25 protein-coding genes and 2 tRNA genes are annotated in these 24,006 nt (G+C 66.3%); 16 read left to right on the top strand and 11 right to left on the bottom strand.

From position 1 onward, the window contains the following. Window positions 1–88 precede the first annotated feature (88 nt). From MOX01_RS11050 to MOX01_RS11015, 8 genes are all read left to right on the top strand, one after another. Window positions 89–1,324, top strand: coding sequence for an O-antigen ligase family protein (locus MOX01_RS11050; protein ID WP_141369610.1), 1,236 nt, complete (start codon window positions 89–91; stop codon window positions 1,322–1,324). Between the two features lie 76 nt (window positions 1,325–1,400). Further along, on the top strand, window positions 1,401–2,225 hold the full coding sequence (locus tag MOX01_RS11045) for a M15 family metallopeptidase domain-containing protein (RefSeq protein ID WP_141369608.1): 825 nt from the start codon (window positions 1,401–1,403) through the stop codon (window positions 2,223–2,225). After that, on the top strand, window positions 2,222–2,677 hold the full coding sequence (locus MOX01_RS11040; RefSeq protein WP_141369606.1) for a hypothetical protein: 456 nt from the start codon (window positions 2,222–2,224) through the stop codon (window positions 2,675–2,677). The genes MOX01_RS11045 and MOX01_RS11040 overlap by 4 nt, the downstream gene beginning before the upstream one ends. Further along, window positions 2,677–3,060 (top strand): hypothetical protein, encoded by a 384-nt coding sequence (locus tag MOX01_RS11035; protein ID WP_141369605.1) that lies wholly within the window; start codon window positions 2,677–2,679, stop codon window positions 3,058–3,060. The genes MOX01_RS11040 and MOX01_RS11035 overlap by 1 nt, the downstream gene beginning before the upstream one ends. Beyond that, a complete protein-coding gene (locus MOX01_RS11030; protein ID WP_141369603.1) occupies window positions 3,057–3,401 on the top strand; it encodes a hypothetical protein in 345 nt (114 codons plus the stop codon). Before MOX01_RS11035 ends, MOX01_RS11030 begins: the two co-directional genes overlap by 4 nt. Before the next feature lie 2 nt (window positions 3,402–3,403). Further along, window positions 3,404–3,763 (top strand): phage tail fiber protein, encoded by a 360-nt coding sequence (locus MOX01_RS11025; protein WP_174799776.1) that lies wholly within the window; start codon window positions 3,404–3,406, stop codon window positions 3,761–3,763. A 28-nt stretch (window positions 3,764–3,791) separates the two neighbouring features. Further along, complete coding sequence (locus tag MOX01_RS11020) at window positions 3,792–5,666, top strand: glycerophosphodiester phosphodiesterase family protein (protein ID WP_141369601.1); 1,875 nt, start codon at window positions 3,792–3,794, stop codon at window positions 5,664–5,666. Then, window positions 5,660–5,950 (top strand): hypothetical protein, encoded by a 291-nt coding sequence (locus MOX01_RS11015; RefSeq protein ID WP_141369599.1) that lies wholly within the window; start codon window positions 5,660–5,662, stop codon window positions 5,948–5,950. Before MOX01_RS11020 ends, MOX01_RS11015 begins: the two co-directional genes overlap by 7 nt. Before the next feature lie 304 nt (window positions 5,951–6,254). On the opposite strand, the gene MOX01_RS11010 is transcribed toward MOX01_RS11015, so the two are convergent. From MOX01_RS11010 to orn, 4 genes are all read right to left on the bottom strand, one after another. Continuing rightward, the gene (locus MOX01_RS11010; protein ID WP_141369597.1) at window positions 6,255–7,475 is read right to left on the bottom strand and encodes a tyrosine-type recombinase/integrase; all 1,221 of its coding nucleotides are present in this window, start codon (window positions 7,473–7,475) and stop codon (window positions 6,255–6,257) included. A 212-nt stretch (window positions 7,476–7,687) separates the two neighbouring features. Next, window positions 7,688–8,110, bottom strand: coding sequence for a hypothetical protein (locus MOX01_RS11005; protein ID WP_141369595.1), 423 nt, complete (start codon window positions 8,108–8,110; stop codon window positions 7,688–7,690). Between the two features lie 91 nt (window positions 8,111–8,201). Further along, window positions 8,202–8,277: transfer RNA gene (locus MOX01_RS11000), tRNA-His, on the bottom strand. 36 nt (window positions 8,278–8,313) lie between these two features. Then, window positions 8,314–8,940, bottom strand: a complete 627-nt coding sequence (orn, locus tag MOX01_RS10995; RefSeq protein WP_046747041.1) for an oligoribonuclease — start codon at window positions 8,938–8,940, stop codon at window positions 8,314–8,316. Between the two features lie 87 nt (window positions 8,941–9,027). Here orn and MOX01_RS10990 point away from each other — a divergent pair. After that, a tRNA-Arg gene (locus tag MOX01_RS10990) sits at window positions 9,028–9,103 on the top strand. A gap of 55 nt (window positions 9,104–9,158) precedes the next feature. Here the strand turns inward: MOX01_RS10990 and MOX01_RS10985 are convergent. Then, window positions 9,159–9,428 (bottom strand): hypothetical protein, encoded by a 270-nt coding sequence (locus MOX01_RS10985; protein WP_052748636.1) that lies wholly within the window; start codon window positions 9,426–9,428, stop codon window positions 9,159–9,161. Between the two features lie 205 nt (window positions 9,429–9,633). Here MOX01_RS10985 and MOX01_RS10980 point away from each other — a divergent pair, with 205 nt between their 5' ends. From MOX01_RS10980 to MOX01_RS10965, 4 genes are all read left to right on the top strand, one after another. Then, window positions 9,634–10,140 carry a single-stranded DNA-binding protein gene (locus MOX01_RS10980; RefSeq protein WP_141369593.1) on the top strand — a complete coding sequence of 169 codons (507 nt, stop codon included), beginning with the start codon at window positions 9,634–9,636 and terminating at the stop codon, window positions 10,138–10,140. A gap of 93 nt (window positions 10,141–10,233) precedes the next feature. Continuing rightward, window positions 10,234–10,731 carry a DUF6993 domain-containing protein gene (locus MOX01_RS10975; RefSeq protein WP_046747039.1) on the top strand — a complete coding sequence of 166 codons (498 nt, stop codon included), beginning with the start codon at window positions 10,234–10,236 and terminating at the stop codon, window positions 10,729–10,731. A 63-nt stretch (window positions 10,732–10,794) separates the two neighbouring features. Continuing rightward, window positions 10,795–12,474, top strand: coding sequence for an energy-dependent translational throttle protein EttA (ettA, locus tag MOX01_RS10970; RefSeq protein WP_046747038.1), 1,680 nt, complete (start codon window positions 10,795–10,797; stop codon window positions 12,472–12,474). A gap of 7 nt (window positions 12,475–12,481) precedes the next feature. After that, window positions 12,482–12,967: an acyl-CoA thioesterase gene (locus tag MOX01_RS10965; protein WP_046747037.1), complete on the top strand. Its 486-nt coding sequence runs from the start codon at window positions 12,482–12,484 to the stop codon at window positions 12,965–12,967. A gap of 113 nt (window positions 12,968–13,080) precedes the next feature. Here the strand turns inward: MOX01_RS10965 and MOX01_RS10960 are convergent, their stop codons facing one another. Then, window positions 13,081–13,971 carry an acyl-CoA thioesterase gene (locus MOX01_RS10960; protein WP_058631142.1) on the bottom strand — a complete coding sequence of 297 codons (891 nt, stop codon included), beginning with the start codon at window positions 13,969–13,971 and terminating at the stop codon, window positions 13,081–13,083. A gap of 50 nt (window positions 13,972–14,021) precedes the next feature. Between MOX01_RS10960 and MOX01_RS10955 the strand changes: the two genes are divergently transcribed. Then, the gene (locus MOX01_RS10955; protein ID WP_046747035.1) at window positions 14,022–14,687 is read left to right on the top strand and encodes a DUF8185 domain-containing protein; all 666 of its coding nucleotides are present in this window, start codon (window positions 14,022–14,024) and stop codon (window positions 14,685–14,687) included. Here the strand turns inward: MOX01_RS10955 and MOX01_RS10950 are convergent. The 5 genes from MOX01_RS10950 to pepN form a co-directional block, all read right to left on the bottom strand. Continuing rightward, the gene (locus MOX01_RS10950; RefSeq protein ID WP_211368743.1) at window positions 14,618–16,117 is read right to left on the bottom strand and encodes a serine hydrolase domain-containing protein; all 1,500 of its coding nucleotides are present in this window, start codon (window positions 16,115–16,117) and stop codon (window positions 14,618–14,620) included. The two genes, MOX01_RS10955 and MOX01_RS10950, sit on opposite strands and share 70 nt — an antisense overlap. Before the next feature lie 119 nt (window positions 16,118–16,236). After that, window positions 16,237–17,901 carry an FAD-binding dehydrogenase gene (locus MOX01_RS10945; RefSeq protein ID WP_141369591.1) on the bottom strand — a complete coding sequence of 555 codons (1,665 nt, stop codon included), beginning with the start codon at window positions 17,899–17,901 and terminating at the stop codon, window positions 16,237–16,239. Then, window positions 17,898–18,347 carry a globin gene (locus MOX01_RS10940; RefSeq protein WP_141369589.1) on the bottom strand — a complete coding sequence of 150 codons (450 nt, stop codon included), beginning with the start codon at window positions 18,345–18,347 and terminating at the stop codon, window positions 17,898–17,900. The genes MOX01_RS10945 and MOX01_RS10940 overlap by 4 nt, the downstream gene beginning before the upstream one ends. Beyond that, window positions 18,344–19,417 (bottom strand): mechanosensitive ion channel family protein, encoded by a 1,074-nt coding sequence (locus tag MOX01_RS10935; protein ID WP_058631146.1) that lies wholly within the window; start codon window positions 19,415–19,417, stop codon window positions 18,344–18,346. Before MOX01_RS10935 ends, MOX01_RS10940 begins: the two co-directional genes overlap by 4 nt. A 147-nt stretch (window positions 19,418–19,564) precedes the next feature. Next, entirely contained in the window at window positions 19,565–22,117 is a 2,553-nt protein-coding gene (gene pepN, locus MOX01_RS10930) for an aminopeptidase N (protein WP_061016724.1), read from the bottom strand. A gap of 179 nt (window positions 22,118–22,296) precedes the next feature. Here pepN and MOX01_RS10925 point away from each other — a divergent pair, with 179 nt between their 5' ends. Together MOX01_RS10925 and MOX01_RS10920 are read left to right on the top strand one after the other, a co-directional pair. Then, window positions 22,297–23,481: a ferrochelatase gene (locus MOX01_RS10925; RefSeq protein WP_061016723.1), complete on the top strand. Its 1,185-nt coding sequence runs from the start codon at window positions 22,297–22,299 to the stop codon at window positions 23,479–23,481. 38 nt (window positions 23,482–23,519) lie between these two features. Beyond that, on the top strand, window positions 23,520–24,005 hold the full coding sequence (locus MOX01_RS10920) for a ribose-5-phosphate isomerase (protein ID WP_061016721.1): 486 nt from the start codon (window positions 23,520–23,522) through the stop codon (window positions 24,003–24,005). Window position 24,006: the final 1 nt, after the last annotated feature.

Genomic DNA, 24,006 nt, shown 5'->3' with positions numbered 1-24,006 from the left:
GGTGAGCAGCCATGGCGATATGTTGGTCATCGTGACTTCAACGACGCTGACATCGCCAGGGCTGCTCGCGCCTAGCGGGAAACTCGCTATGGCCGCCCACTGGGGCATCCTCGGTACCTTCGCATACCTGCTGATGATTCCGGTCGGGCACACCCCTGTTCTGTTGGTCGCTCTTCTGGTCATGGCCGCCTCGTCTGTGTTCCTCATCGCATCCGAGCGCCGCCCTCTCGTGCGAGAACTCCGAGTGCCGGCAATCCTGTCCGCTGCCGTGATCGTGCTCGGCGTCGTCGTGGGATTCGGCAATGAGGGATGGGCGCACTCGCTCATTGCCTGGGCTGCCGCTCCAATCCTGTTCTGGACTTGGGCGTCCGCGCTCACTGAGGAGCTCATTCGCAAGTTGCTCTGGGTGTCTGTGTGGGTCACGGTCGCACTGAGCGCGATCACGCTCCTCATCGCATTCACCATCCCGACAGGGTTTCCTGCGTCGGTCCTTCATCCGATCTTCGGAGGCAATTCGCGCGGCTTCGCTTTCGGCGCGACTATTGCCATCTACGGAACCAGCACCCTCATGGCGACCGCGCCCATGTGGGTCGTCGGGGCGATCCTTCCGCGCACGAGCGCTCTCCCCGATCGTCGATGGATGATCGCCGCAGCAGTGGCCTCCCTGGTCGCGACGGTTGTGTCGTCGCGGCGGGCAACGGTCGTGCTCGCGATCCTGATTCCCATCATCATCCTGATCGCCTATTGGCTCACGCGGGATCGATCTAAGCGCGTCACCATGAGCAAGCGGACGCGGTGGTTCATCGCCGGAGGCGCAGTAGTGCTGGTCCTTGCAGCGATCGGAGCCTCATTCACGGTAGTCGTGAGGCGCACCTTCCTCGGTGTCGTCGGCCTCGCCACGGGGCAAGCGCAGACTCTCGACGAGCGGCTACGGTTCGAGCAGCTACCTCGGCTGTGGGACGAGTTCATCGCCTCCCCGATCTGGGGTCAGGGCATCGGCATGACAATCGATGGCTACACCCGCCACCCCACTCGGGCGTGGGTGTTCGAAATGCAGTACCACATGCTCCTCGCGCACATAGGCGTGCTTGGCGCGGCGATGCTCATCGCAACCGTGGTTCTGATCATCATCGCGCTCTGGAAGGCGATGAAGGCTCGCCCGGACATGCGACCCGTCTTCGCGGTCGTTGCTGCTGCGGCGCTCTCCATTCTGGTCGGCAACGCGCTCAACCCGCTGTTGCAGGCTCCCGGGCACTTCTGGTCAGTGTTCCTCCTCATCGCCTGCATCAACGTCGCGCTGCGTCCCAAACGGCAGACCGACTGATCTAGTCCGAGCTCTCTGACGAAACCCTCACCATCCGGTGGGGGTTTCGTCGTTAACGCAGAAGGGCGGTGACCGCATGGGCGGCACGCTGATCAAGACAGACCTTGGCCACGGTCGAGGGTGGGCGTCCCCGAGCGCTGCGGCATCGATCCGACGCATCGATGCGCAGCTGGGTCGTCTGGCCGACATCAACGAGGCGGGCCGCTCCCCGGAGCAGGCGAACAAGAACCGCGCCGCATGGCTCGCCTACGAGCGATACCTCAAAGGCGGGCCGTGGGCGCCGAAGGCGCCCTACGCGCTCGGTGCCGACCAGTCGGTGCACTGCTGGGGTGGCGCCGCCGACTCGGACGACTGGTACGACCCGCGCGCCGCAGCCGTCTGGCGCGACAACGGGTGGAGGCAGACCGCCCGGTACTTCGACAGCAAGGGCCGCCCGACCGCGAAGGACGAGCCGTGGCACGGCGAGCACTTCGATCACCTCGACAACCACCGCAACGACCCGGCTGCCGGCGCGACGACCGCACCGGCCACTACGACCCTGGAGGACTCCCCCATGCGCACTATCCGCTGGAACGAGAAGCACGTCTTCACGCTGGGGGAGGAGAAGGTGTCCCACCAGGACGTCCCCTTGGATGCGATCAACGCCGCGATTATCCACAACCCCGATCAGAAGTACCTCGAGCTCGACGACGCGGGGCTGACGACCGCCTTGAAGACCTTCGGGGTGCCGTGGTCGGCGCTCGACGCGTGCATGCGCGGTCTCGCCTACGACATCTCGGGCTCGGTCGGGGGCCGGTACTGGTCGCGGGCCGTGGAACAGAAGATCGACACATCCCAGCTCGCTCAGACCATCGCTGGCCTACAGAAGACTGCCGCCTCCGTGCCGGCCGTCGAGGGATGATGCGGAGGGTATGGCTCGCGTCGATCTGGCACCCCGACGCGATTCCACCAGATGAGTGGAAGTACCGGTCACTGAAGCGTGTCTGGTTGCCGGTGTACGACCTGATCGCGATCGGTGCGGGGATCTGGGCGGCGCTCTTCGGCTCTCCCGTGTTGCACGAGCTCTTCGATGAACCGGTGATCGACACCATGGGGACGCTGCTAGCGATCGTTGCCACGACCTGCTTGCTTGGTGTCGCTTTTCCGCATTTGTGGAGGTGGGAGATCTGCGGCAAGGCGCTGCTGGTCGCGCTCCTCGCCGCCTACGCCGCCGCCGTGGTGCTGTTCCGAGCCAACCCCGCCGCATCTGCCGGTTTCGTCGCGTTCATCATCGTCCTTGCCCTGCCGCTCCCGATCTTCCGACTCACCCTGCTCGGTGAGGAGATCAAGGAACGGCGAGAGGAGGACGCCTGATGGACCCGCAAACGATCATCACCATCATCGGCGCTGGCGTGGGCGGGATGGGCGTCGTTCTCACCTTTCTCGCCACGCGAGGCAAGACCAAGACTGATGCGAAGACCGCGCTCGATGCGCGAATCGACAAGAGGGTCAGCGAGCAGCTCGAGGGCGCTTGGACAGAGATCACCGCACTCAAGACTGATGTCGCGACGCTCACCGAGAAAGACCGGCTCAAGTCGTCCGCGTTCGCCCGCATCCTGCGCGCGATCGCCCGCCAGTGGCCGACAGACCACGGGCCCGACCTTGATCCGTCCGACATCGCCCTGATCGAAGACACCATCCCTCCCACGTGGCTACGCAAGCATCACCCCCGACCCGAAGGAGATTCAATCTCATGACTGACCCCATCATCCCCGCTGCGACGAAGCTCGCCGCGAAGCGCGGTTTCATCCGCACCGCTACCCAGTCGCTCGCATCGGTGATCCCGATCGCAGCGATCGCGATCCCCACGACTGGTGACGCGCTTCTCGGCATCAGTCTCGCCGCGGCCGGCGCGGTCGCCACAGCGGTTCTCGCTGGTGCCGCGTCCGCGCTCTCGATCGTGTCGAACGGGATCCCGAAGGACTACGCCGACGTGACGCTGGTGCGCCAGGCCGTGCTGGACGCGCCCGAAGCTGAGGCCTCCGTCGAGATGGCCGTCCAGCGGGTCACGCTCCGCCGCGACCGGAAGCGAGGTTGATCATGGCGTTCACGAACGACTCGAAGGAAGCGGCGGCCCTCGCCGTCACTGCGCGCGGCAACTGGATCAGCCTGCACACGGCTGACCCGGGCGTCACGGGCGCATCGGAGGCCATCGGGGGCACTCCCGCGTACGCGCGGAAGCAGACCGCATGGGCTGGCGGTGCGGTCGACGGTGTGGTGTCCGGCTCCAGCGTGGCCGTGGATGTCGCCAGCGGCAACTACTCGCATGGGGGCATTTGGACGGCTGCTACCGGTGGCACGTTCGTTGGCGGCTTCGCGCTCTTGTCCCCGACCGGGCCGCTTCCCGGTCAGACGGTGGTGAACGTGGTTCCCACGGTCAACGTCACCTCGGTCGTCTGATCGATCTTCCTGGGCATCGGAGGTAGTCATGGCTGATGCCGCAGTGCTGGGAACCGCGTACACCCGTGTGAATGACTCTCTGAGTCCCGTGGTGAACATCGCTGACGTGCCGGTGGGGGCATGGGTGATCGTGTCGCTCATGTCCGCATCGTCCACGGCGACGTTCACCGCACCTGCCGGGTGGGAGGTGTTGAAGGCTGTTGAGACGACGGGCACGCGCCGCAACCAGATGTGGGGGCGTGTGAAGCAACTCGGCGACGGCAGCATGGCCACGTTCACCACGTCGGTGTCGAACGCGATGACGTTCGGTGTGGTGTGGGGGACTGGCGACTGGGCGAATCGTGTGGTCGGTGCCTCACGCACCCGATCCACGGTTGGCGCGTCGCCACGCAGCCAGAACATCGCCCCGTCACTTACGGCGCCGGCGAGCTCGGTTGTCGTCGCGGTCACGCAAGAGGCGACGAGCGCGCAGGTCGCCTCTGATGAGATCACCGCAGCCTCCCCTGCAGGGTGGACGCGGGCACGGTGGGTGGAGCAGATCCCCAACTACCTCGAGACCATTGGTATCTACCAGAAGTCGATGTCGGCGGCGGGTGCATCGGGTGACCTGACGGTCACCTACTCGTCGGCTCAGGACTCGAACGGGTGGGCGGTGCAGGTTGCGATCCCGAGCGCGGCACCGGTGGTCACGCCTCCGGGGTTCTCGTCGGTGTCGCAGATGCTCGCCACGCCGGGAGCAACCTGGGCGCACCGCGGCGGGTCGACCAACTGGCCCGAGATGAGCAAGTACGCGTACGAACAGGCCGCGCTGGCTGGTTACGGGGCGTTGGAGTTCTCCGCGAACCGGACCAGTGATGGTGTGTGGGTGGGGTGCCATGACGCATCCTTGAACCGCACCTCGCAGACCACCGGCTTGCCGGATATCTCGGCGATGACGTGGGCTCAGGTGCAGACGTACCAGAACTCGTTGAACGCGGCTGGGACTCCCCGACCGTACTACCGGCTTGACCAGTTCCTGGACGATTTCACCGGCACACACGTCGCGATCGTCGACCCGAAGCACGCGATCGGTACGTACAACACCGAGTTCCTGAACCTGCTCGACGCGCACGGTGGCAACACGAAGATCGTCGTCAAGTTCTACGGTGTCGGCGCAGGTGCTACAGGACTCGCCGATGCAGCCACTGCCCGCGGGTATCAGACGTGGGGCTACTTCTACGACACGGACGTGACGAGCGGTGGGCTCGCGGCGGATCAGTCCCATTGGTCGATCCTCGGCATGAACTACGACGCCGCACAGTCCGCGTGGGATGCGGTCCTCGCCTACGGGAAACCCGTGGTCGGGCACATCGCAGCATCGCAAGCGAACTACAACACGGCGATCAGTCGTGGTGCCCGGATGGTGCAGTGTGCCAACGTGGCAGGGATCGCTGCTGTCGGCGCGTCCACGCTCACCGGCACGGGCACCCTGCAGCTCTCCGGAACGGCTACCCGCACTCTGTCCATCACGCGGACAGGAGTGGGAACCCTCGGTCTCGACGGCGCAGCCGCCCGCACTGTCTCTGTGGCGCGTGCAGGTACTGGCGAGCTCGCAGTCACCGGAACGGCGGTCGTTGGTCTTGAGGTCAACGCGCACGGGGCGGGGGAGTTGGGCCTATCCGGCTCGGCCACGACGGTAGTCGAGGTGCAGCGAACCGGGGCAGGTGTCTTGGAGCTCGACGGCGCTGCGTCGGTGTCGGCAGAGATCACGCGAACGGGCGTCGGGGAACTCACCCTCACCGGGCAGGGCATCATCGACGCCCCGGCCGTTGAGTGGCCTGCTCGCCTGACTTTGGAAGCGTCGATCGACGCGCTCAACCTGACGGCCACCGTGCCGGAACTCACATTGGAGGCCACATGGTGAAGCAGGGCGACAAGTTCCCGGTGACGTTCGCCGTGAACCACGACATCACTGGGGCGACCGTGCGGCTCATCGTCCGCCACCTCTCCCGTGAAGGTGCGTTCGAGGAACTCGACCACACGGTGACCGACGCGACGGCTGGTGAGCTGACGCACACCCTCGACGGGACGTGGGCCGTGGGGAAGCACTACCTCGAGCTCGAGATCACCCAGTCCGGCGAGACGCGCACCGCGCCGACCACAGGTCAGTGTGTGATCCGCATCGACCGCGACCTCGACCAGCACTGACAGAAGCCCCCACTCGGCCACGTGCCGGGTGGGGGCTCTTTGTCGTTGGTTCACCGCACCCAACGGGCGACCTCGCCTGTGACGTCAAACCAGAGAAGCCCCCGCCACGATGGCGGGGGCTTCTTCTGCGTATACGGGAGACCTCGTTGTCTCGGTTCAGCGGGTACTGCGCGTCTTGCCGTTGGCGGGGTCACCGTTGACCCCCAAGGATCTTCTGGCGGTCATCACTACCCGCCGGCCCGAGTCGTTCATCCTGTGCATGACATCATTATGTGTCCGTAATTACAGACTTGTCAAGTCGATTTTACGTTTCGTCGTTCTGGGTGATCGCGAGAGGCGATTGCGCGCCAGACAGGGTGAGCGCGATCGCACTTGCCATCTGGTCGTGCGCGTCCGCGACGAGGTGCCCGTACACGCCTACAGTCGTAGTGATCGACTCGTGCCCCATGCGCGCCTGAATGTAGGGGAGTGGGATGCCCTGAGCGATCAACCACGAGGCGTGCGTGTGTCGCATGTCGTGGACGGTCGGCTCGCGACGCAGCGGCTCGAGGTCCAGAGCTCGGCACGTCTCGGCATCCGACGCCTTGATCACGGCCGTACGCCAGATGCGCGTGTAGAACGCACCGTGCCACATGTGCCCGCCTTGAGGCGCAGGGAACACCCATTCGTCGGATGCGCCCGGTTCGCCCATGATCGCCACGAGGTCGGGGAACAGCGAAACCGAGCGCCTCGACTTCGACGACTTCGGGTAGCTGAGGATCGGCGCGCCCTTCGCCTTCTTCCACGCGCGCGTCACTCGCACTGTCGGGGGATTGCCGTGGAGGTTCACGTCTGCCCATGTCAGAGCGCTCATCTCGCCCCACCTGAGCCCTGTGCCGGCGAGGAACAGCACCATACGTCGGTAGCGCTCGGGGATGAAGTGCAGCAGGGTGGCGAACTCTGCGGGCGTGAGGAACACGTTCTCGCGCTTCACTCCACGCGTCATACGCATCTTGTAGGCGGGATTATCGGTGCGAAACCCTTCGTCGACCGCGGACTTGAGCACGGCCGAGAGTAGGGCGTGGTAGTTCTTGATCGTCTTCGAGGACACGTGCTTCTGCTGAGCTCGCGGCTTGTGTCGATCACGCCAGACGGGTTGCTTTTCCTGCCACGCCAACCACGCGCCCACGTCAGGCTTCGTGATGAGGTCGATGGGAACGTCACCGAGAGTCTGCAGCCAGGATCGTTCAGCCTCAGCCTCGTATCCCTCGCGTGTGCCCTTTTCCACGCCCGTCAGCAGCCCGGATTCGGGGGAGAGGTAACGGTGGGTGTACTCGCGGAGTGTGGGTGTGGCATCGTCTCGTTGTCCACGCGACTGGCGAACCTGATCCGCGGCATCCCACCCGACACGATCCACGAGTGCCGCGAACTGATCGGCGCCCTTCTTCTCCAGGAACGTCGTCTGCTTCATCTGCCCCTTGACGCGCACCTGGACACGCCAACGCACCTCACCGGATGCGAGAGTGCGGGGAGAGACGCTAGCCATGATCGATCACGCTAGTTGCGGCCACAGACATCACTCGCCCCACTTCTTGCCCACTCGCGAGACTGGACTCCGATACTTGGAGGCTTCGACGCCGAGAGGTGAATCAGCGCCAAAAACGCATGTCGTGGGGAGACCTAGTGCGCGGATGTGTCCATACCCAAAGAACACGCGGGGTCGTGCGGACTCCTGCCTGCTTTTCGCTCGTTCGCGCATCACTCGATCACGCGTCCATCAGCGGCGAACGTCCGATCATATCGGAGCGCAGCCGGGTTGGGAAAGATATCCTCGGTATCGACCGAGAGCACCGCGTCGATAACTTCGTCGATCTGGTCGAGGCTCACAATCTGGCGCGCGCGGATCGCTTCGAACAATAGAGAGCGATAGGTGGGGCGATCAGGCTCGCCGTTGTGCCCGCCTCCAAGACCTACGCTGGAAGCCAGAGCGCCCGCGATGCGGTTCTCGAACGACAGGTCGGGGCTGTTCACCTCAATCGATATGTCGCCGTCATTCACTGCGGCGACGATCTCTTTGTTGATAGTCAGCGCGGCCCGCATCAAACGCGTCTGCTCGGATGCATCCCTCGCCCTGTTTCCATAGCGAGCTTCTCGTACCAGTTCTTGGCGACTCTTAGCCATGATCACTTCCTCGATTGAGGCGTGATCCGAAGCGATGTAGGCGGGGATGTAGGCGGCGGGGGTTTTATCCCCCGCCCGCCCTACTCCTTATTGGGGTGAGTAACGGGACTCGAACCCGCGACATCCGGCACCACAAGCCAGCGCTCTACCAGCTGAGCTATACCCACCATGTGCCCACCGGAGCGGGCAACCATACGAGTCTATTACATGTTCGGAGTGAACTCTGACACCGTACGGGAAGCGATCTCGCGAGCCTCGTCGCTGGACGGACCCGGCTCATCGACGAACACGGCCTCCCGGTAGTAGCGGAGCTCCCTGATCGACTCCAGGATGTCAGCAAGGGCGCGGTGACCGCCGTCCTTCGAGGGAGCCTGGAAGAACACCCGCGGATACCAGCGGCGCGACAGCTCTTTGATGCTCGACACGTCGACGTTGCGGTAATGCAGCCACTGATCGACCTGGGGCATGTACTTTGCCAGGAACATCCTGTCCGTGCCGATCGTGTTGCCTGCCAGAGGAGCCTTCCGCTCGAGCGGAACGAAGCGCTTGATATAGGCGAGAGTCTGCGCCTCCGCCTCTTCGAGCGAGAGACCGCCTGCGATCTCGTCGATGAGCCCCGAGGTCTCGTGCATGTTCGTGACGAAGTCATTCATGTGGTCGAGGGCCGCTTCGCTGGCTCTGATCACCACTTGGAACCCCGCATCGACGGGGTTGAGTTCGAAGTCGGTGATCACGACCGCGATCTCCACGAGTTCGTCGACTGCGAGATCGAGGCCCGTCATCTCGCAGTCGATCCATACGAGACGGTCGTTCTCGGACGCAGATACCATGTCGCCATCCTATCGACGGTCCCGACATCCCCGACCGGAACCGGCGTCATGATCGTTCGGCAGGAGCGCGATACTCTAGACGCGTGCGCCTCCGTAGCTCAGGGGATAGAGCAGGAGCCTTCTAATCTCTTGGTCGCAGGTTCGAATCCTGCCGGGGGCACCACGCAGGATCGAATCCCGGTGAGAGACGCGGAACGGGACCGGGCTCCTGGCCGTCGTCAGGAAGCACGCAGAGCCGCGACCGCGTCGTCCACACGCCAGAACTCGCCGACGACGCGGAACACGCCCGTCGCGAGGTGCAGCCGTTCGGCGCGGTACCGAAGCCCCAGCGGATCGGCGACGATCCGGAGATGACCCAGGATGTGCTCCCGGCGATCCTGCACCCTCCAGAGGTGATCGGCAGCGCGGACCAGATGCTCGCGCGCAGAGGAGAGTCGAGGCGTGGCGAACGGGACGTCGGGTAGGGAGGTGGTCAGGTGGTCGGACATCGGTACTCCTTTCATGATTCGAAGATATGACCGACCACCGACATTCGCCGTCGCAGGTTCCGTCGCTGTCATCGGGGCTTTCTCTCCACCGTCCGCGCGATCTGCAATCTGTCCACCGGTAGCGTCTTCACCGCATCCGCGGCCCGATGCTCCCGCGCAAGCTGGAGAAAGCCGGAAGAGACCCGGCGATCGAGAGGATACGAACATGATCGACACCCTGACCATCGTGGGACGAGTCGCCACCGACCCGACGCAGACACAGACAGGCGGAGGGGTCCCTGTCACCAACTTCCGCCTTGCCACCACGCACCGTCGCTTCGATGCCGCGACGCAGACGTGGACGGATTCGGGCACCAACTGGTACTCGGTGGCGGCGTTCCGCCACCTCGGAGAGAACGCCAAGGCGTCGCTGCGCACGGGAGACAGCGTCATCGTGACGGGGCGTCTCAAGATCCGCAACTGGGAGAGCAATGGGAAGCACGGCACCAGTGTCGACATCGAGGCAGACGCGATCGGCCATGATCTGCGGTGGGGAACCACGGCGTATCGCCCGCAGCCGCGTCCGCAGACGAGTATTCCCGACACGTCGACCGAATCACCGGATACGCGTGTCTCCGAGGATGACGTCGATGCGCTGGGCTCGGGGAGCGATTCATCCGCGTTCGCACTCTCCTGGTCGGCACCGGACGTAGAGGTGGCCGGGAGCGCGTGACGGGCGTTGCCTCGGCGACGGCGCACGGCTGCGCGCGTGAACGGGGCACGAGGACAGCGCAGGTGTGATGAGAAGGCGACGTAGACTCGGCACGTGCTTCGTCGATCGGTCCTTCCTCCGCCGCGCACAGCCGGTGCACTAGCCGCCGCCGCTGTCGTCGCCATGCTCCTGTCCGGCTGCACGCCGACCGCCGCACCGTCTCCCTCCGCCACGGCCTCCGCCTCACCGGACGCGGAATCGACGGCACCCGTCGGGCCCGTTCTCGTGCCGGATGGCAGCGCAGACGACAATCTGCCGCTGTTCACCGCTACCGCGGAGGGCGTTTGGGCGACCGAGCAGCGCGGCGAAGGTCGGGCGTACATCGACGCGCTGATCGGCGCAGGATTCGATCGCGATTCGATGCAGGTGACCCAGGACCTGACCACGGTGGGCAACCCGGCGGAGAGTCTGCAGTTCTCGGTCCGCTGGGGCAATGACGAGTGCCTCGTCGGCCAGGTCGGTCCTTCCACCGGTCAGGTCGTCACGGCGGTTCTCCCGCAGCTCGCGGAGGGGCGCTGTCTCGTCGGCACCACACGTCCGATCGACTGGTGAGATGCCAGGGGGCCGGTAGGCTGGAGTGTCGATCTTCGACGCCAACAGAAGGAGCGGTTTTCGGTGGCTGAGTACATCTACTCGATGGTTCGTGCGCGCAAGGCGGTGGGCGAGAAGCTCATCCTCGACGACGTGACCATGGCGTTCCTCCCCGGGGCCAAGATCGGCATGGTCGGTCCGAACGGCGCGGGTAAGTCGACCATCCTCAAGATCATGGCAGGACTCGACACCCCGTCGAACGGCGAGGCGAAGCTCTCCCCGGGCTTCACGGTCGGCATCCTGATGCAGGAACCTGAACTCGACGAGACCAAGACCGTTCTGGAGAACATCCAGGACGGGATCGCGATCAAGGCCAAGCTCGACCGGTTCAACGAGATCTCCGCTCTGATGGCGGATCCCGATGCCGACTTCGACGCTCTCCTCGCCGAGATGGGCTCGCTTCAGGAGGAGATCGACGCGGCAGACGGTTGGGACCTCGACTCGCAGCTCGAGCAGGCCATGGACGCCCTCCGCACCCCTCCGGGAGACGCGGCCATCGCACCGCTGTCGGGTGGAGAGAAGCGTCGCGTGGCGCTGGCGAAGCTGCTCCTCCAGAAGCCCGATCTGCTGCTGCTGGACGAGCCGACCAACCACCTCGACGCCGAGAGCGTGCTCTGGCTCGAGCAGCACCTCCAGGCATACAAGGGCGCCGTCATCGCGATCACCCACGACCGGTACTTCCTCGACCACGTGGCCGAGTGGATCGCCGAGGTCGACCGCGGCCGCCTGATCGGTTACGAGGGCAACTACTCGACGTACCTGGAGAAGAAGGGCGAACGCCTCGAGATCCAGGGCAAGAAGGACGCCAAGCTCGCCAAGCGCCTCAAGGAGGAGCTGGAGTGGGTGCGTTCCAGCGCGAAGGGTCGCCAGACCAAGTCGAAGGCGCGTCTCGCCCGATACGAGGAGATGGCTTCCGAGGCGGAGCGGACCAGGAAGCTCGACTTCGAGGAGATCCAGATTCCGGCGGGCCCGCGTCTCGGAAGCGTGGTCATCGAGGCCAAGAACCTGAAGAAGGGCTTCGACGGGCGCTCGCTCATCGATGGACTCAGCTTCAGCCTCCCGCCGAACGGCATCGTCGGCGTCATCGGGCCGAACGGTGTGGGAAAGACCACCCTGTTCAAGACCATCGTCGGGCTCGAGCCGCTCGACGGCGGAGACCTGAAGATCGGTGAGACGGTCAAGATCAGCTATGTCGACCAGTCCCGCTCCAACATCGACCCGAACAAGACGCTGTGGGAGGTCGTCTCCGACGGCCTCGACTACATCACGGTCGGCAAGACCGAGATCCCGTCGCGCGCCTACGTGTCGAAGTTCGGCTTCAAGGGCCCCGATCAGCAGAAGAAGGCCGGCGTGCTCTCCGGTGGTGAGCGCAACCGCCTCAACCTGGCGCTGACCCTCAAGGAGGGTGGCAACCTGCTTCTTCTCGACGAGCCCACGAACGACCTCGACGTCGAGACCCTGAGCTCGCTGGAGAACGCGCTGCTCGAGTTCCCCGGCTGCGCCGTGGTGATCACCCACGACCGGTGGTTCCTCGACCGCATCGCCACGCACATCCTCGCCTACGAGGGAACCGACGAGAAGCCGGACCAGTGGTATTGGTTCGAGGGCAACTTCGAGGCGTACGAGGAGAACAAGATCGAGCGTCTCGGCGCAGATGCCGCCAAGCCGCACCGCTCGACCCACCGCAAGCTGACGCGCGACTGACTCCGTCATGACCGCGACGCCGGGGCCCCGCCTGCACATCCCGATCCAGCTCCGCTGGGGCGATCTGGATGCGTTCAACCACGTCAACAACACCTCGATGCTGAAACTGCTCGAGGAGGCTCGCGTGCGAGCGTTCTGGCGTGCGGGCCCCGGCGAGGAGGCTCCATCGACGGCGGTGCTCGATTCGGGCATCGAAGAGGGGATCCTCACGCTGATCGCCCGCCAGGAGATCGAATACCTCGCGCCGGTGCCGTATCAGCGGCGACCGCTCGAGGTGCAGATGTGGTTCGGCAAGCTCGGCGGATCCAGCGTCGAGGTCTGCTACGAGGTACACAACGATCCGACGGCGGAACCTCGTCAGATCTACGCGCGCTCGACGGCGATCATCGTCCTGGTCGACGCGCAGACCGGTCGCCCGACCCGCCTGACCCAGGAGATGCGCGACGTCTGGGAGCCGTACGTCGGCGAATCGATCGAGTACACACACCGCTGACACCGGCCGCGGTCCCGGTCGCAGCGCGCCTCGACCGAAGCTGCCAGCTCTTCAAGCCGGTCGGGCCAGTCAAACCCGGCAGACGCTTCAGCGCTGCTGGTCAGTGCTGCTCGTCAGTCCTGATCGTCAGGGACGCGGATCATGATCTCCTGCGCGACGCTCGCCACGAACTCGCCGTCACGGGTGAAGATCCGGCCGGTGGCGAGTCCCCGTCCGCCGCGCGCGTTCGGGGACTCCTGCACGTACAGGAGCCACTCGTCCACCCGCGCGGGCCGGTGCCACCACATCGCGTGATCGAGGCTCGCGACTTTGAGACCGGGAAGCGCCCAGTACACGCCGTGCGCCCGAAGGATGGACTCCTGGATCGTCATGTCGCTGAGGTAGGCGAGGGCTGCGCGATGCAGACGCGGGTCGTCGGGGAGCGGAGCCCGCAGGCGCATCCACACGGCCTGCTGCGGTATGCGCTCGTCGTCACTGGGCAGATACAACGGCGAGTCGACGTGACGGATGTCCGCTGCTCGCTCGCTCAGCATCCGGGCCGTCCCGCCGGGGAGCCCCTGCACGCGGGCCTCGTCCGGAGCCAGGTCTTCCGGTGCGGGAATGCCCTCCGGCATCGATGCCGCATGTTCGACACCGGGGTCCGCGTCCTGGAAGGAAGCGATCATCGAGAAGATCGGCACACCGTTCTGGTACGCCTGGGCACGGCGCGTCGAGAAGGAACGTCCGTCGTGGATGCGGTCCACAGAGATCGTGATGCCCTGGCTCGCGTCGCCGGGGCGCAGGAAGTAGCCGTGCATCGAGTGCGCAGCCCGATCCTCGGGGAGCGTGCGTTCGGCAGCCAGGAGCGCCTGAGCGAGGACCTGGCCACCGTAGATCCGCCCGCTCGGCATCGGGTGCGAAGAACCCGTGAAGATGTCCTCCGTGGTCCGTGCCTGCGTCGAATCGAGATCGAGCACCTCGAGCAGTCGCTCGACGGTCCGGGTGGCGTGCTCGTCCGTGCTCATCTGTTCCTCTCCGCGCCCCGAGGCGCCGCTCCGTTGGTAGTTTAGAACGCGTGCCGCATCACCTCCTCCTCGCCGACCCGGACACAGCGAAGGACGTCCTCACGTTCGTGGGACGCGCGTCACGGATCACGGACGAGGGAGTACGGTTGCAGGCGGGGAACGGTGTGCTCGCCCTCACGACCGCGGCGCTCGCTCCCCATGGACTCTTCGACCAGACACCGACGATCCTCGCGATGCGGATCGTGCACGCCGACCCCGAGCTCGAGTGCGACATCGTGGTCGACCAGCTCTCGCAGACCGATGAGCCGCAGCGGCTCGGTCTCCCGGAGACCGGGATGTCGCCCGCCTGGGCCGGGGTGGCTCCGCCCCGTGGCTCTTGGGAGCCCGTAGGGGAGCTCGACGCATCTGTGATCGCGCAGCGCGCGCAGTGGGGAATCTCCGCCGTCGCCCGCGGCGCAGCCCCGGGATCCGGCGAAGAGGCCGTACGCGCCCTGCGTGCGGCGATCTGGGGCGAACCCGACGAGGACCTCGACGGCCTCCCTCGGGGAATCGCCTTCGCTGCCGACGCGATGGGGTTCATCTCCGGTGAGGAGCAGGTCCGCGTGTCGAAGTCGGGGCGGTGGACACGTCTCGCCTTCCGACGTGGTCACGTGCTCTCGCGCGGTCCCGTCGCATCGGGTCTCACGAGCGTCCGGGACACCGGCTCCGCGGGCTGAGATCCTCCGGGCGCCCGCGAGTCCAGCCGCAGTGCCACGATCCTGCTCACCAGCGCGCTTGTGCCACCCAGTACGAGCACGAGTCCCAGAGCGTCCAAGAGCGGGAACAGCCAGAGGTCGATCACCCAGTACTGCCAGTTCACGGATCCCCCGAGCAGCCCTGGCACCAGGGGGACGAAGAACCCCGCCACGATGACGAGCGCGAACGGAACGAGCCGGACACCGGCACGCGACCTCCCCTCTCCGCGCATCCGCCTCGCCCACCGCGGAGCCCTCAGCGTCGTGACGAGCAGAACGATCGACGCGAACGCTGTGACACCCAGGAGGATCCTGTTCGCGATATCCAGCGGATTCTCGTACGTCGCCGCGGACGCGTCGCCTTCGATCAGGTGACGCACCAGCTCGCCGGGGGAGCCCACCCCGTTCGTCAGCACCACGGCTGCGGTACCGGTGGTGGTGTCGAAGGCCATCGACCCGCCGAACGTCGCGAGAGTACCCGCGTGCGACAGGACGCCGGGCGCTGGTGCTCCGTCCGGACCGAGGTTCTGCCATCCCAGGGCATACGACACGGCGCCCGGTTGCACAGAATGCAGTTCCTCCCGCAGCACCGGATCCAGGATGTCCGCACCGACGTCACCCTGGTTGAAACCCAGCCATTGCACCATGTCGGAAAGCGTCGAGACCACACCACCGTTGCCGCCGCACCGGCCCGGCATCTCCGGCATGACATAGGCGACCCCGAGCACCACGGAGTAGCCGGGTGTGAGCCCGTCGACGCTCTGATCACAGGCGTCGACGCTTCGAGAGTCGAGCATCCCGAGCGGGGCGAAAAGCCGCTGACGGAGGAACTCGTCGAGGCTCTGCCCGGAGACGACCTCGACGATGCGGGCCGCGAGCGAGTAGTTCGTGTTGTGGTATTCGAAACGAGCACCCGGATCCGCGACGAGTCGTCGTCCTGTGAGTTCAGTCACCACCGCCCGCGTGTTGCGCGGCGCCGGCAGCGAGAACTCGTCGTTCGTCTGCAGCGAGAGCCCCGACGTATGAGACAAGAGCTGTCTGATCGTGATGTCCCGATGCCTGGGGTCGGCCATCGTGAATTCAGGGAGCCGCTCGACGACGAGGTCGTCGAGCGCCAGCGCTCCATCCTGCACGAGGAGCATGATCGCGGTCGCCGTGATCGACTTGCTCATCGACGCGATCCGGAACGGCGTCTGCGGAGTGATCGGGTCGCCCGCTCCATCACGGCCGTGCACGATCAGGTCGACGTCACCATTCGAGATGACCGCTGCCGCGACCCCGGGAGTCGCGAACGCCTCGGCGTAGCTCCTGACCGCGCTTTCATGCGCCGTCGACGCCTCGGCGGCGGCAGCGGAGAGCGTACCGCCGAGGATCGATGCCGAGACGAGACCGAGGATGCAGAGGATGCGCACGAGTCCACGGTAGGGAGCAGGACGCGACGACTCGAGACCCGCCGCCGCCGCTTCGGGTTACCCCGAACAAGCAGGATGGATCCCCCGAAGAGGTTCACCCGGAAAGCCCGGGACCGAGATCATCCGGCCAGAGCCGCAGCCCGTCCGGCGATGCGGCCGGAGAACAGACACCCGCCGAGGAACGTCCCCTCGAGCGCACGGTAGCCGTGCACTCCGCCACCGCCGAAACCGCTCGCCTCGCCAGCGGCGTACAACCCGGGGATCGGCTCGCCGACCGCGTTCAGCGCGCGCCCTTGGAGGTCGGTGTTGATGCCGCCGAGCGACTTGCGGGTGAGCACGTGCAGCTTCACCGCGACGAGCGGCCCCGCGGCCGGATCCTGAAGGCGATGCGGAGCCGCCGTTCGGATGAGCTTGTCGCCTCGATAGCTGCGCATGGAACGGAGCATGCCGATCTGCGCGTCCTTCGTGAAGTCGTTCTCCATCTCCCGATCGCGGGCGAGCACCTCGCGCCGCACGTTGTCGATGTCCAGCACCTCGCCGCCGGCGTGCCTCTGCATCTGCTCCAGCAGCGAATCGAGGTCGTTCTCCACGATGAAGTCCTCACCCTCGTCGAGGAACGCCTGCACCGGCCCTGTGGGCCCCTTCGCCAGGCGGGACTTCAACAGGAGGCCCACGTCCTTCCCGGTGAGGTCGGGGTTCTGCTCGCTTCCGGAGAGGGCGAACTCCTTCTCGACGATCTGGCGCGACGTGACGAACCAGGAGTGGTCGTGCCCGGTCGTGCGCAGATGAGCGAGAGTTCCGAGAGTGTCGAATCCGGGGAACAGCGGCACGGGCAGGCGAGTGCCGGTCGCGTCGAACCACAGCGAAGACGGCCCGGGGAGGATGCGGATCCCGTGCGACGGCCACACCGGATCCCAGTTGGCGATGCCTTCGACGTAGTGCCACATGCGATCGCCGTTGATCAGCCGGGCACCGGCGGCCTCGCTCACACCGTGCATCGAGCCGTCGACATACGCGGGCACCCCGGTGAGCATGTGGTCCGGTGCAGTGCCGAGGCGCGCGGGCCAAGCGGCGCGTACAAGGTCGTGGTTTCCACCGATGCCGCCCGACGAGACGATGGTCGCTGTCGCCGTGATCTCGAAATCGTCGACGACGTCGCGCGATGAAGGCTCACCGCGCTTCGACCCGCTCGTCGCGAGGATCTGCCCGCGTGCCCCGGTGACGGTTCCGTCGGTCACCAGCAGCTCGGAGACGCGGTGGCGGGGGAGCACGGTCAGGCGCCCCTCTCGCTCCCCTTGCTCGACAGCTGCGGCGAATGGCGCGACGATTCCCGGGCCGGTGCCCCACGTGATGTGGAAGCGGGGCACGGAGTTGCCAGGTCCGATAGCGCCGTAGCCGCCGCGCTCCGCCCAGCCGACGACGGGGAAGAAGCCGACCCCACGTTCACGGAGCCACGCGCGCTTCTCGCCGGCGGCGAACTGCAGGTACGCCTCGGCCCATCGCCGGGGCCACTCGTCTTCCGGGCGATCGAATCCGGCGTTGCCCAACCAGTCCTGGGTCGCCAGTTCCAACGAGTCCTTGATGCCGAGGCGCCGCTGCTCGGGGGAGTCGATGAAGAACAGCCCTCCGAACGACCACCAGGCCTGCCCACCGAGGTTCGTGCGCGGTTCCTGATCCACCAGGATGACACGCCGCCCGGCATCGAGCGCCTCGGCGGCGGCGACCAGGCCCGCCAACCCCCATCCGATCACCAGGACGTCTGCGGACAGGGGCGTTGTCGTCATGGGGTCTCCGTTGATTCCTGACGTGAGCGGGTCTCGAGCGTGGGCCGGCCGCCGGGTCCGGCGCCGATCCCGGAAGGTTCGCGTGTGTTCACCATGGCATAGGCCGCGCGCTCCAGGTAGTCCCACAGCGTGGTTTCGTGCAGGGGAGACAACTGCGCCTCGTCGAGCGCGGTGCGCATGTGACGAAGCCAACGGTCTCGCGCATCCGCATCGACGTGGAACGGCATGTGCCTCATGCGCAGACGCGGATGCCCGCGGGTCTCACCGTACGTCGTGGGGCCGCCCCAGTACTGCTCGAGGAACATCCGAAGACGGTCTTCGGCAGGGCCGAGGTCTTCCTCCGGGTACATCGGCTTCATGACGGGGTCCAGCGCGACCTCGCGGTAGAACACGGAGACGATCTTCCGGAAGGTCTCGTGCCCGCCGATCTCGTCGTAGAAGGTCACTTCTGGGTGCTCCCGTCGTCGTTCGGCTTCTTCCGCCGCCAGATACCTCGGTCGGGGACCACCGGCACGCCGGTTACCGCGTTCGGGCGCGTTCTCGGCGGGTTCGCACCGCGGACCCGCCGTGCACCGTCGAGCCCCGTCGGCACCACGTCGACCATTCGGGGCACGCCGATCTCCTTCTCGAGGAGGGCAGCGCGCAGGCGGCGACGCAGCTCCTGGGCCACGTCGTCCTTGGCATTGGCCCTGGCCTTGATGACGATACGCACCACGAGCGCGTCCCCGTCGATGGACTCCAAGCCCCACAGCTCGGGCTTCTCGATGATGCGCGTACGCCACTTCGGATCCTTCGACAGTCCCTGCGCGGTCTCGAGCATGATGTGCTCGACCTGTTCGAGGTCGGAGTCGGCCGGCACGCCGATGTCGATGATGGAGCGCGCCCACCCCTGCGACATGTTGCCGATCCGGGTCACCTCACCGTTGCGCACGTACCACAGCGTGCCGTTGACGTCGCGCACCTGGGTGATGCGCACACTCACGTATTCGACCACACCGCTCGCGAGACCGAGATCCACCACATCGCCGATGCCGATCTGGTCCTCGGCCACGAGGAACATGCCGTTGAGCACGTCCTTGACGATGTTCTGGGCGCCGAAACCGAGACCAGCGCCGACCGCAGCGGTCAGGAGGGTCAGCGAGCCGAGCAGACTCGAATCGAGCGCGTTCACGATCAGCACGATCGCGATCACGACCAGCATCACGTTCACGATGTTCTGCAGGATGGTGCCGAGCGTGCGTGTGCGCTGCACCAGGCGCATATCCGCGAGCGGAGAGCGCTCGAGTGCCTGAGTGTCGTCGACCGACGCCTTGTTCTTCGCGCTGTCGACGATGCGGTGCACCACACGTCGGATGACGAGCCGCAGGACGAGCCCGATCACGATGCAGCTGACGATGATGATGGCGACCGTCAGGGCATTCATGCCGACCTGGCCGAGCCAGGCGAGCAGCGCCTTCACCCAGTCGGGGAGGGGGATCTCCGCAGGTGGTTCGGTGACAGTGGAGGGAAGAATCATCACCTCCGATCCTAGCGAGCGGGCCTCTGTGCGGGCTGGGTGGAACCCCGCGTCAAAACGGAGACCATCCGGCCCGACCGCAGCGTGTCATTGGTGGACACACAGGGATCAGAGCGGATGGTCTCCGTTTTCGCTGGTGTTCGGGTATCAGTCCTCGGCGTCGCGGGCCTGCGCGGCCAGGGCGCGCTCGACATCGGCGAGGTTCTCGAGCACGAGGCGTCGCAGAGCAGGGGCGACATCCTGGTGCTCCGAGAGCCAGCCGCGGGTCGCGTCGCGCAGGGCGATGTCCGCCAGTGCGGTCGGGAACAGCCCCACGATCAGGTACTGCGCGATCTGGTAGGTCCGCGACTCCCAGATCGGCAGCAGCATGTCGAAGTACGCCGGGACGAACTCCTCGAGCACCGCAGCCCCCGCCGGGTGGGTGAACCCGAGTGCTGCGGAGCGCACGATCGTGTTCGGAGCATCATCGCGCTCGATCAACGACGCCCACGCGGCCTTCTTGGAGGCGGAGTCCGGCAGGGACGCGCGTGCCTGAGCCGCGAACTCCCCGCCCTTCGCGGTGTTGTCCGCGGCGAGAGCGGCATCGATCGTGGCGGCGTCCGTCGCGCCGATCGTGGCGAGCCCGGCGAGCAGCTGCCAGTTCAGGTCAGCGTCGATCTCCAGCCCGGGGAGCGTGTCCTCACCGGAGCGCAGACGTCCGACGATGCCCGCGTGCTCAGGAGTGACCAGAGCGTTGGCGAAGGCCGTGACGAACTGCAGCTGGCTGTCGCTGCCGGGGTCCGCCGACTCTGCCAGGCTCCACAGACCATCCGCCACCTTGAGGCGCGCGGCCTCGCGGTCGGCCGGTGCGACGTAGAGGTTCGCCGCGGTGCGCAGTTGCGCGAGCGTGGTGCGCACCGTCGTCGACTCGGTCTCACGCCCGATGTTGCCGAGCACGAGGTCGATGTACTCGGAAGCGCCGGTCTCGGCGTCGCGGGTCTGATCCCATGCCGCGCCCCAGACGAGCGAACGGGCGAGCGGGTCGTGGATGTCGGCGAGGTGTGCGATCGCGGTGGCCAGAGACTTCTCGTCGAGGCGGATCTTCGCGTAGGCGAGGTCGTTGTCGTTGAGGAGCACGAGGTCGGGGCGGGTGAGGCCCTGCAGCTCGGGGATTTCGGTGCGGTCGCCGTCGACGTCCACTTCGAGGTAGTGCGTGCGGGTGAGCGAGCCGTCCGTGAGGGTGTAGAAGCCGATGCCGAGACGGTGCGGACGGATGGTCGGGTAGTCGGCCGGAGCGGTCTGCGTGATCGCGAAGCGCGAGATCGTGCCGTCGTGGCCCTCGGCGATGACCGGCTCCAGCGTGTTCACGCCGGCGGTCTCAAGCCACTTCTTGGACCACGTGCCGAGGTCGCGGCCGCTGGTGGCTTCGAGCTCGGTGAGCAGGTCGCTGAGCTCCGTGTTGCCCCAGGAGTGCTTCTGGAAGTACTGCGAGACGCCCGAGAAGAACGCCTCGATACCGACCCAGGCGGCCAGCTGCTTCAGGACGGAGCCGCCCTTGGCATAGGTGATCCCATCGAAGTTCACCTGCACGTCTTCGAGGTCGTTGATCTCGGCGACGATCGGGTGGGTCGAGGGGAGCTGGTCCTGGCGGTAGGCCCAGGTCTTCTCCATGGCGTTGAACGTGGTCCATGCCTCGGTCCACTCGGTGGCCTCCGCCGTGGCGATGGTCGAGGCCCACTCGGCGAACGACTCGTTCAGCCAGAGGTCGTTCCACCACTTCATGGTGACGAGGTCGCCGAACCACATGTGAGCGAGCTCGTGCAGGATCGTGACGACGCGACGTTCCTTGACGGCGTCCGTCACCTTGCTGCGGAAGACGTAGGTCTCGGTGAAGGTGACGGCTCCCGCGTTCTCCATGGCGCCGGCGTTGAACTCCGGCACGAAGAGCTGGTCGTACTTGGCGAACGGGTACGGCACGCCGAACTTCGACTCGAAGTAGGCGAAGCCCTCGCGGGTCTTGTCGAAGATGTAGTCGGCGTCGAGGTGCTGCCACAGGCTCTTGCGGCCGTACACGCCGAGGGGGATGACGCGGCCGGAGGCGCTCGTCAGCTCCGAGAAGGTCGACTCGTAGGGACCGGCGACCAACGCCGTGATGTACGAGGAGATGCGCGGCGTCGGCTCGAAGCCCCACGTGGCGGTGACGTCATCGTCGTGCACGATGGGCTCGGGGGTGGGCGAGTTGGAGACGACCTTCCATGCGGCCGGTGCGGTCACGGTGAACTGGAACGTCGCTTTGAGGTCGGGCTGCTCGAAGACCGCGAACACCCGACGCGAGTCGGGCACCTCGAACTGCGAGTAGAGGTAGACCTCGCCATCGACGGGATCGACGAAACGGTGCAGGCCCTCGCCGGTGTTCGTGTACTCGCAGTCGGCGTCCACGACGAGGACGTTCTCCGCCTGCAGTCCCTCGAGCGTGATGCGCGAGTCGGCGAAGACCTCGTTGGGGTCGAGCTGCTCCCCGTTGAGGGAGATCTCACGGACCTCCCGCGCGATCAGATCGATGAAGGTGAAGCTCTCGGGCGTGGCGGTGAAGCGGACGACGCTCCGAGAGCCGAAGACCTCGGCGCCCTTGGTCAGATCGAGGGCGACTTCGTAGGACTGCGTGTCGACGACGTCGCGGCGCTCCTGCGCTTCGATACGGGTGAGGTTCTCTCCAGGCACAGCTGTACTCCCAGGGGTGAGGGGATGTCACCGGGGCTGGGCGCAGTTGGCGCCGACGGCAACCCTGACAGCCTACGCCAGTGCGGGGAATGCCCGATCTCCATCGCGGTGCAGGGGAATCGGATAGAAACGGTGCTCGCGCGCACTCCGGCACTCCGTAGAAGTGGGAGGATGGAGGGGTGACTGCGATCGAGCCGAATGTCGTCCCCTTTGCCTCGCCTGCTGCCTCCGGTGGTGCACCTTTCGTGACCGCACCGGTCGCCTATGACGCGATCCTGCTCGCCGGATTCGGCGGGCCCGAGGGCCAGGAGGATGTGATCCCGTTCCTCAGGAACGTGACGCGCGGCCGCGGCATCCCCGACGAGCGGCTCGAGGAAGTCGCGCACCACTACCGCCACTTCGGCGGGGTGAGTCCGATCAACGGTCAGAACCGCGTGCTCAAGGAGGCGCTGCAGAACGCTCTCGCCGAGCGGGGCATCACGCTCCCGGTCTACTGGGGCAACCGCAACTGGGCGCCGTACCTGGAAGAGGTCGTGACCGAGGCATCGGGCAACGGGCACAACACCCTGCTCGCCTTCGCCACGAGTGCGTACAGCTCGTTCTCCAGCTGCCGCCAGTACCGGGAGGACTTCGCCCGCATCCTGGAGGAGACCGGCCTGGGCGAGACCGTCACGATCGACAAGATCCGCCCGTTCTACGATCACCCCGGCTTCGTCGAGGCGTTCGAGACCGGTGTCCGTGAGGCCATCGAGAACTTCCTCGCCGAAGGCATCGCAGCCGCGGACATCCAGATCCTCTTCTCGACGCACAGCATCCCCACCGCCGACGCCGAGCGCTCGGGTGCCCGCGACATCGAGTGGGGTGAGGGCGGCGCCTATGCCGCGCAGCACCTCGCCGTCGCCGCATGGGTCATGGATCGCGTCCGCCAGACCGTCCCGGCGGCCGCCGATGTGTCGTGGGAGCTCGTCTACCAGTCCCGCTCCGGTCCCGCCTCGCAGCCGTGGCTCGAGCCCGATGTCTGCGACGTGATCGGCGAGCTGCCCGAGCGCGGACGCAAGGCCGTCGCCGTCGTGCCGGTGGGATTCATGAGCGACCACATGGAGGTCCTGTGGGACCTCGACACCGAGGCGGCGGAGGCCGCGGAGGAAGCGGGACTCTCCTTCACCCGTACTCCGACCCCCGGCGTATCGCCGGCATTCGTCGCGGGCATCGTCGATCTGATCGAGGAGCGCCTCCAGGGGCGTCCCAACGAGGAACGCGCTCACGTCACTTCCCTTCCCGGCGGGTTCGACGTGTGCCGCCCCGGTTGTTGCGAGAACATCCGGGCGGGCTTCAAGCCGGCTGCCGCAGGCGTCGCTCCGTGACCTCTCGGTGACCGGCGCGCGCTTCTAGGATGGGACACATGCGCATCCATATCGCCACCGACCACGCGGGCCTCGACTTCTCCACGCAGCTGCAGGACCATCTGCGCGCCGCCGGGCACGAGGTCGTCGATCACGGCCCCGTCGAGTACGACGCGGTCGACGACTACCCGGCGTTCTGCATCCGCGCGGCGCAGGCCGTCATCGCCGATCGGCGTGCGGGCGTCGAGGCGCTCGGCGTCGTCTTCGGCGGCTCCGGAAACGGCGAGCAGATCGCCGCGAACAAGGTCGAGGGCGTACGTGCGGCGCTCGTCTGGAACCTCTCGACCGCGGAGCTGGCCCGCGAGCACAACGATGCGAACGTGATCTCCATCGGCGCGCGTCAGCACACGTACGACGAGGTCACCTCGTTCATCGACCGCTTCATCACGACCCCGTTCTCGGGCGACGAGCGCCACGTGCGGCGCATCGGACAGATCGCCGACTTCGAACGCGACGGCTCACTGCTCCCGGACCCGCGGGCCTGAC

The organism is Microbacterium oxydans, assembly GCF_006540085.1.
GTDB lineage: Bacteria > Actinomycetota > Actinomycetes > Actinomycetales > Microbacteriaceae > Microbacterium > Microbacterium oxydans.
Note: the sequence above shows the minus strand (reverse complement) of the source record. Positions and strands in the feature narration are given on the sequence as shown.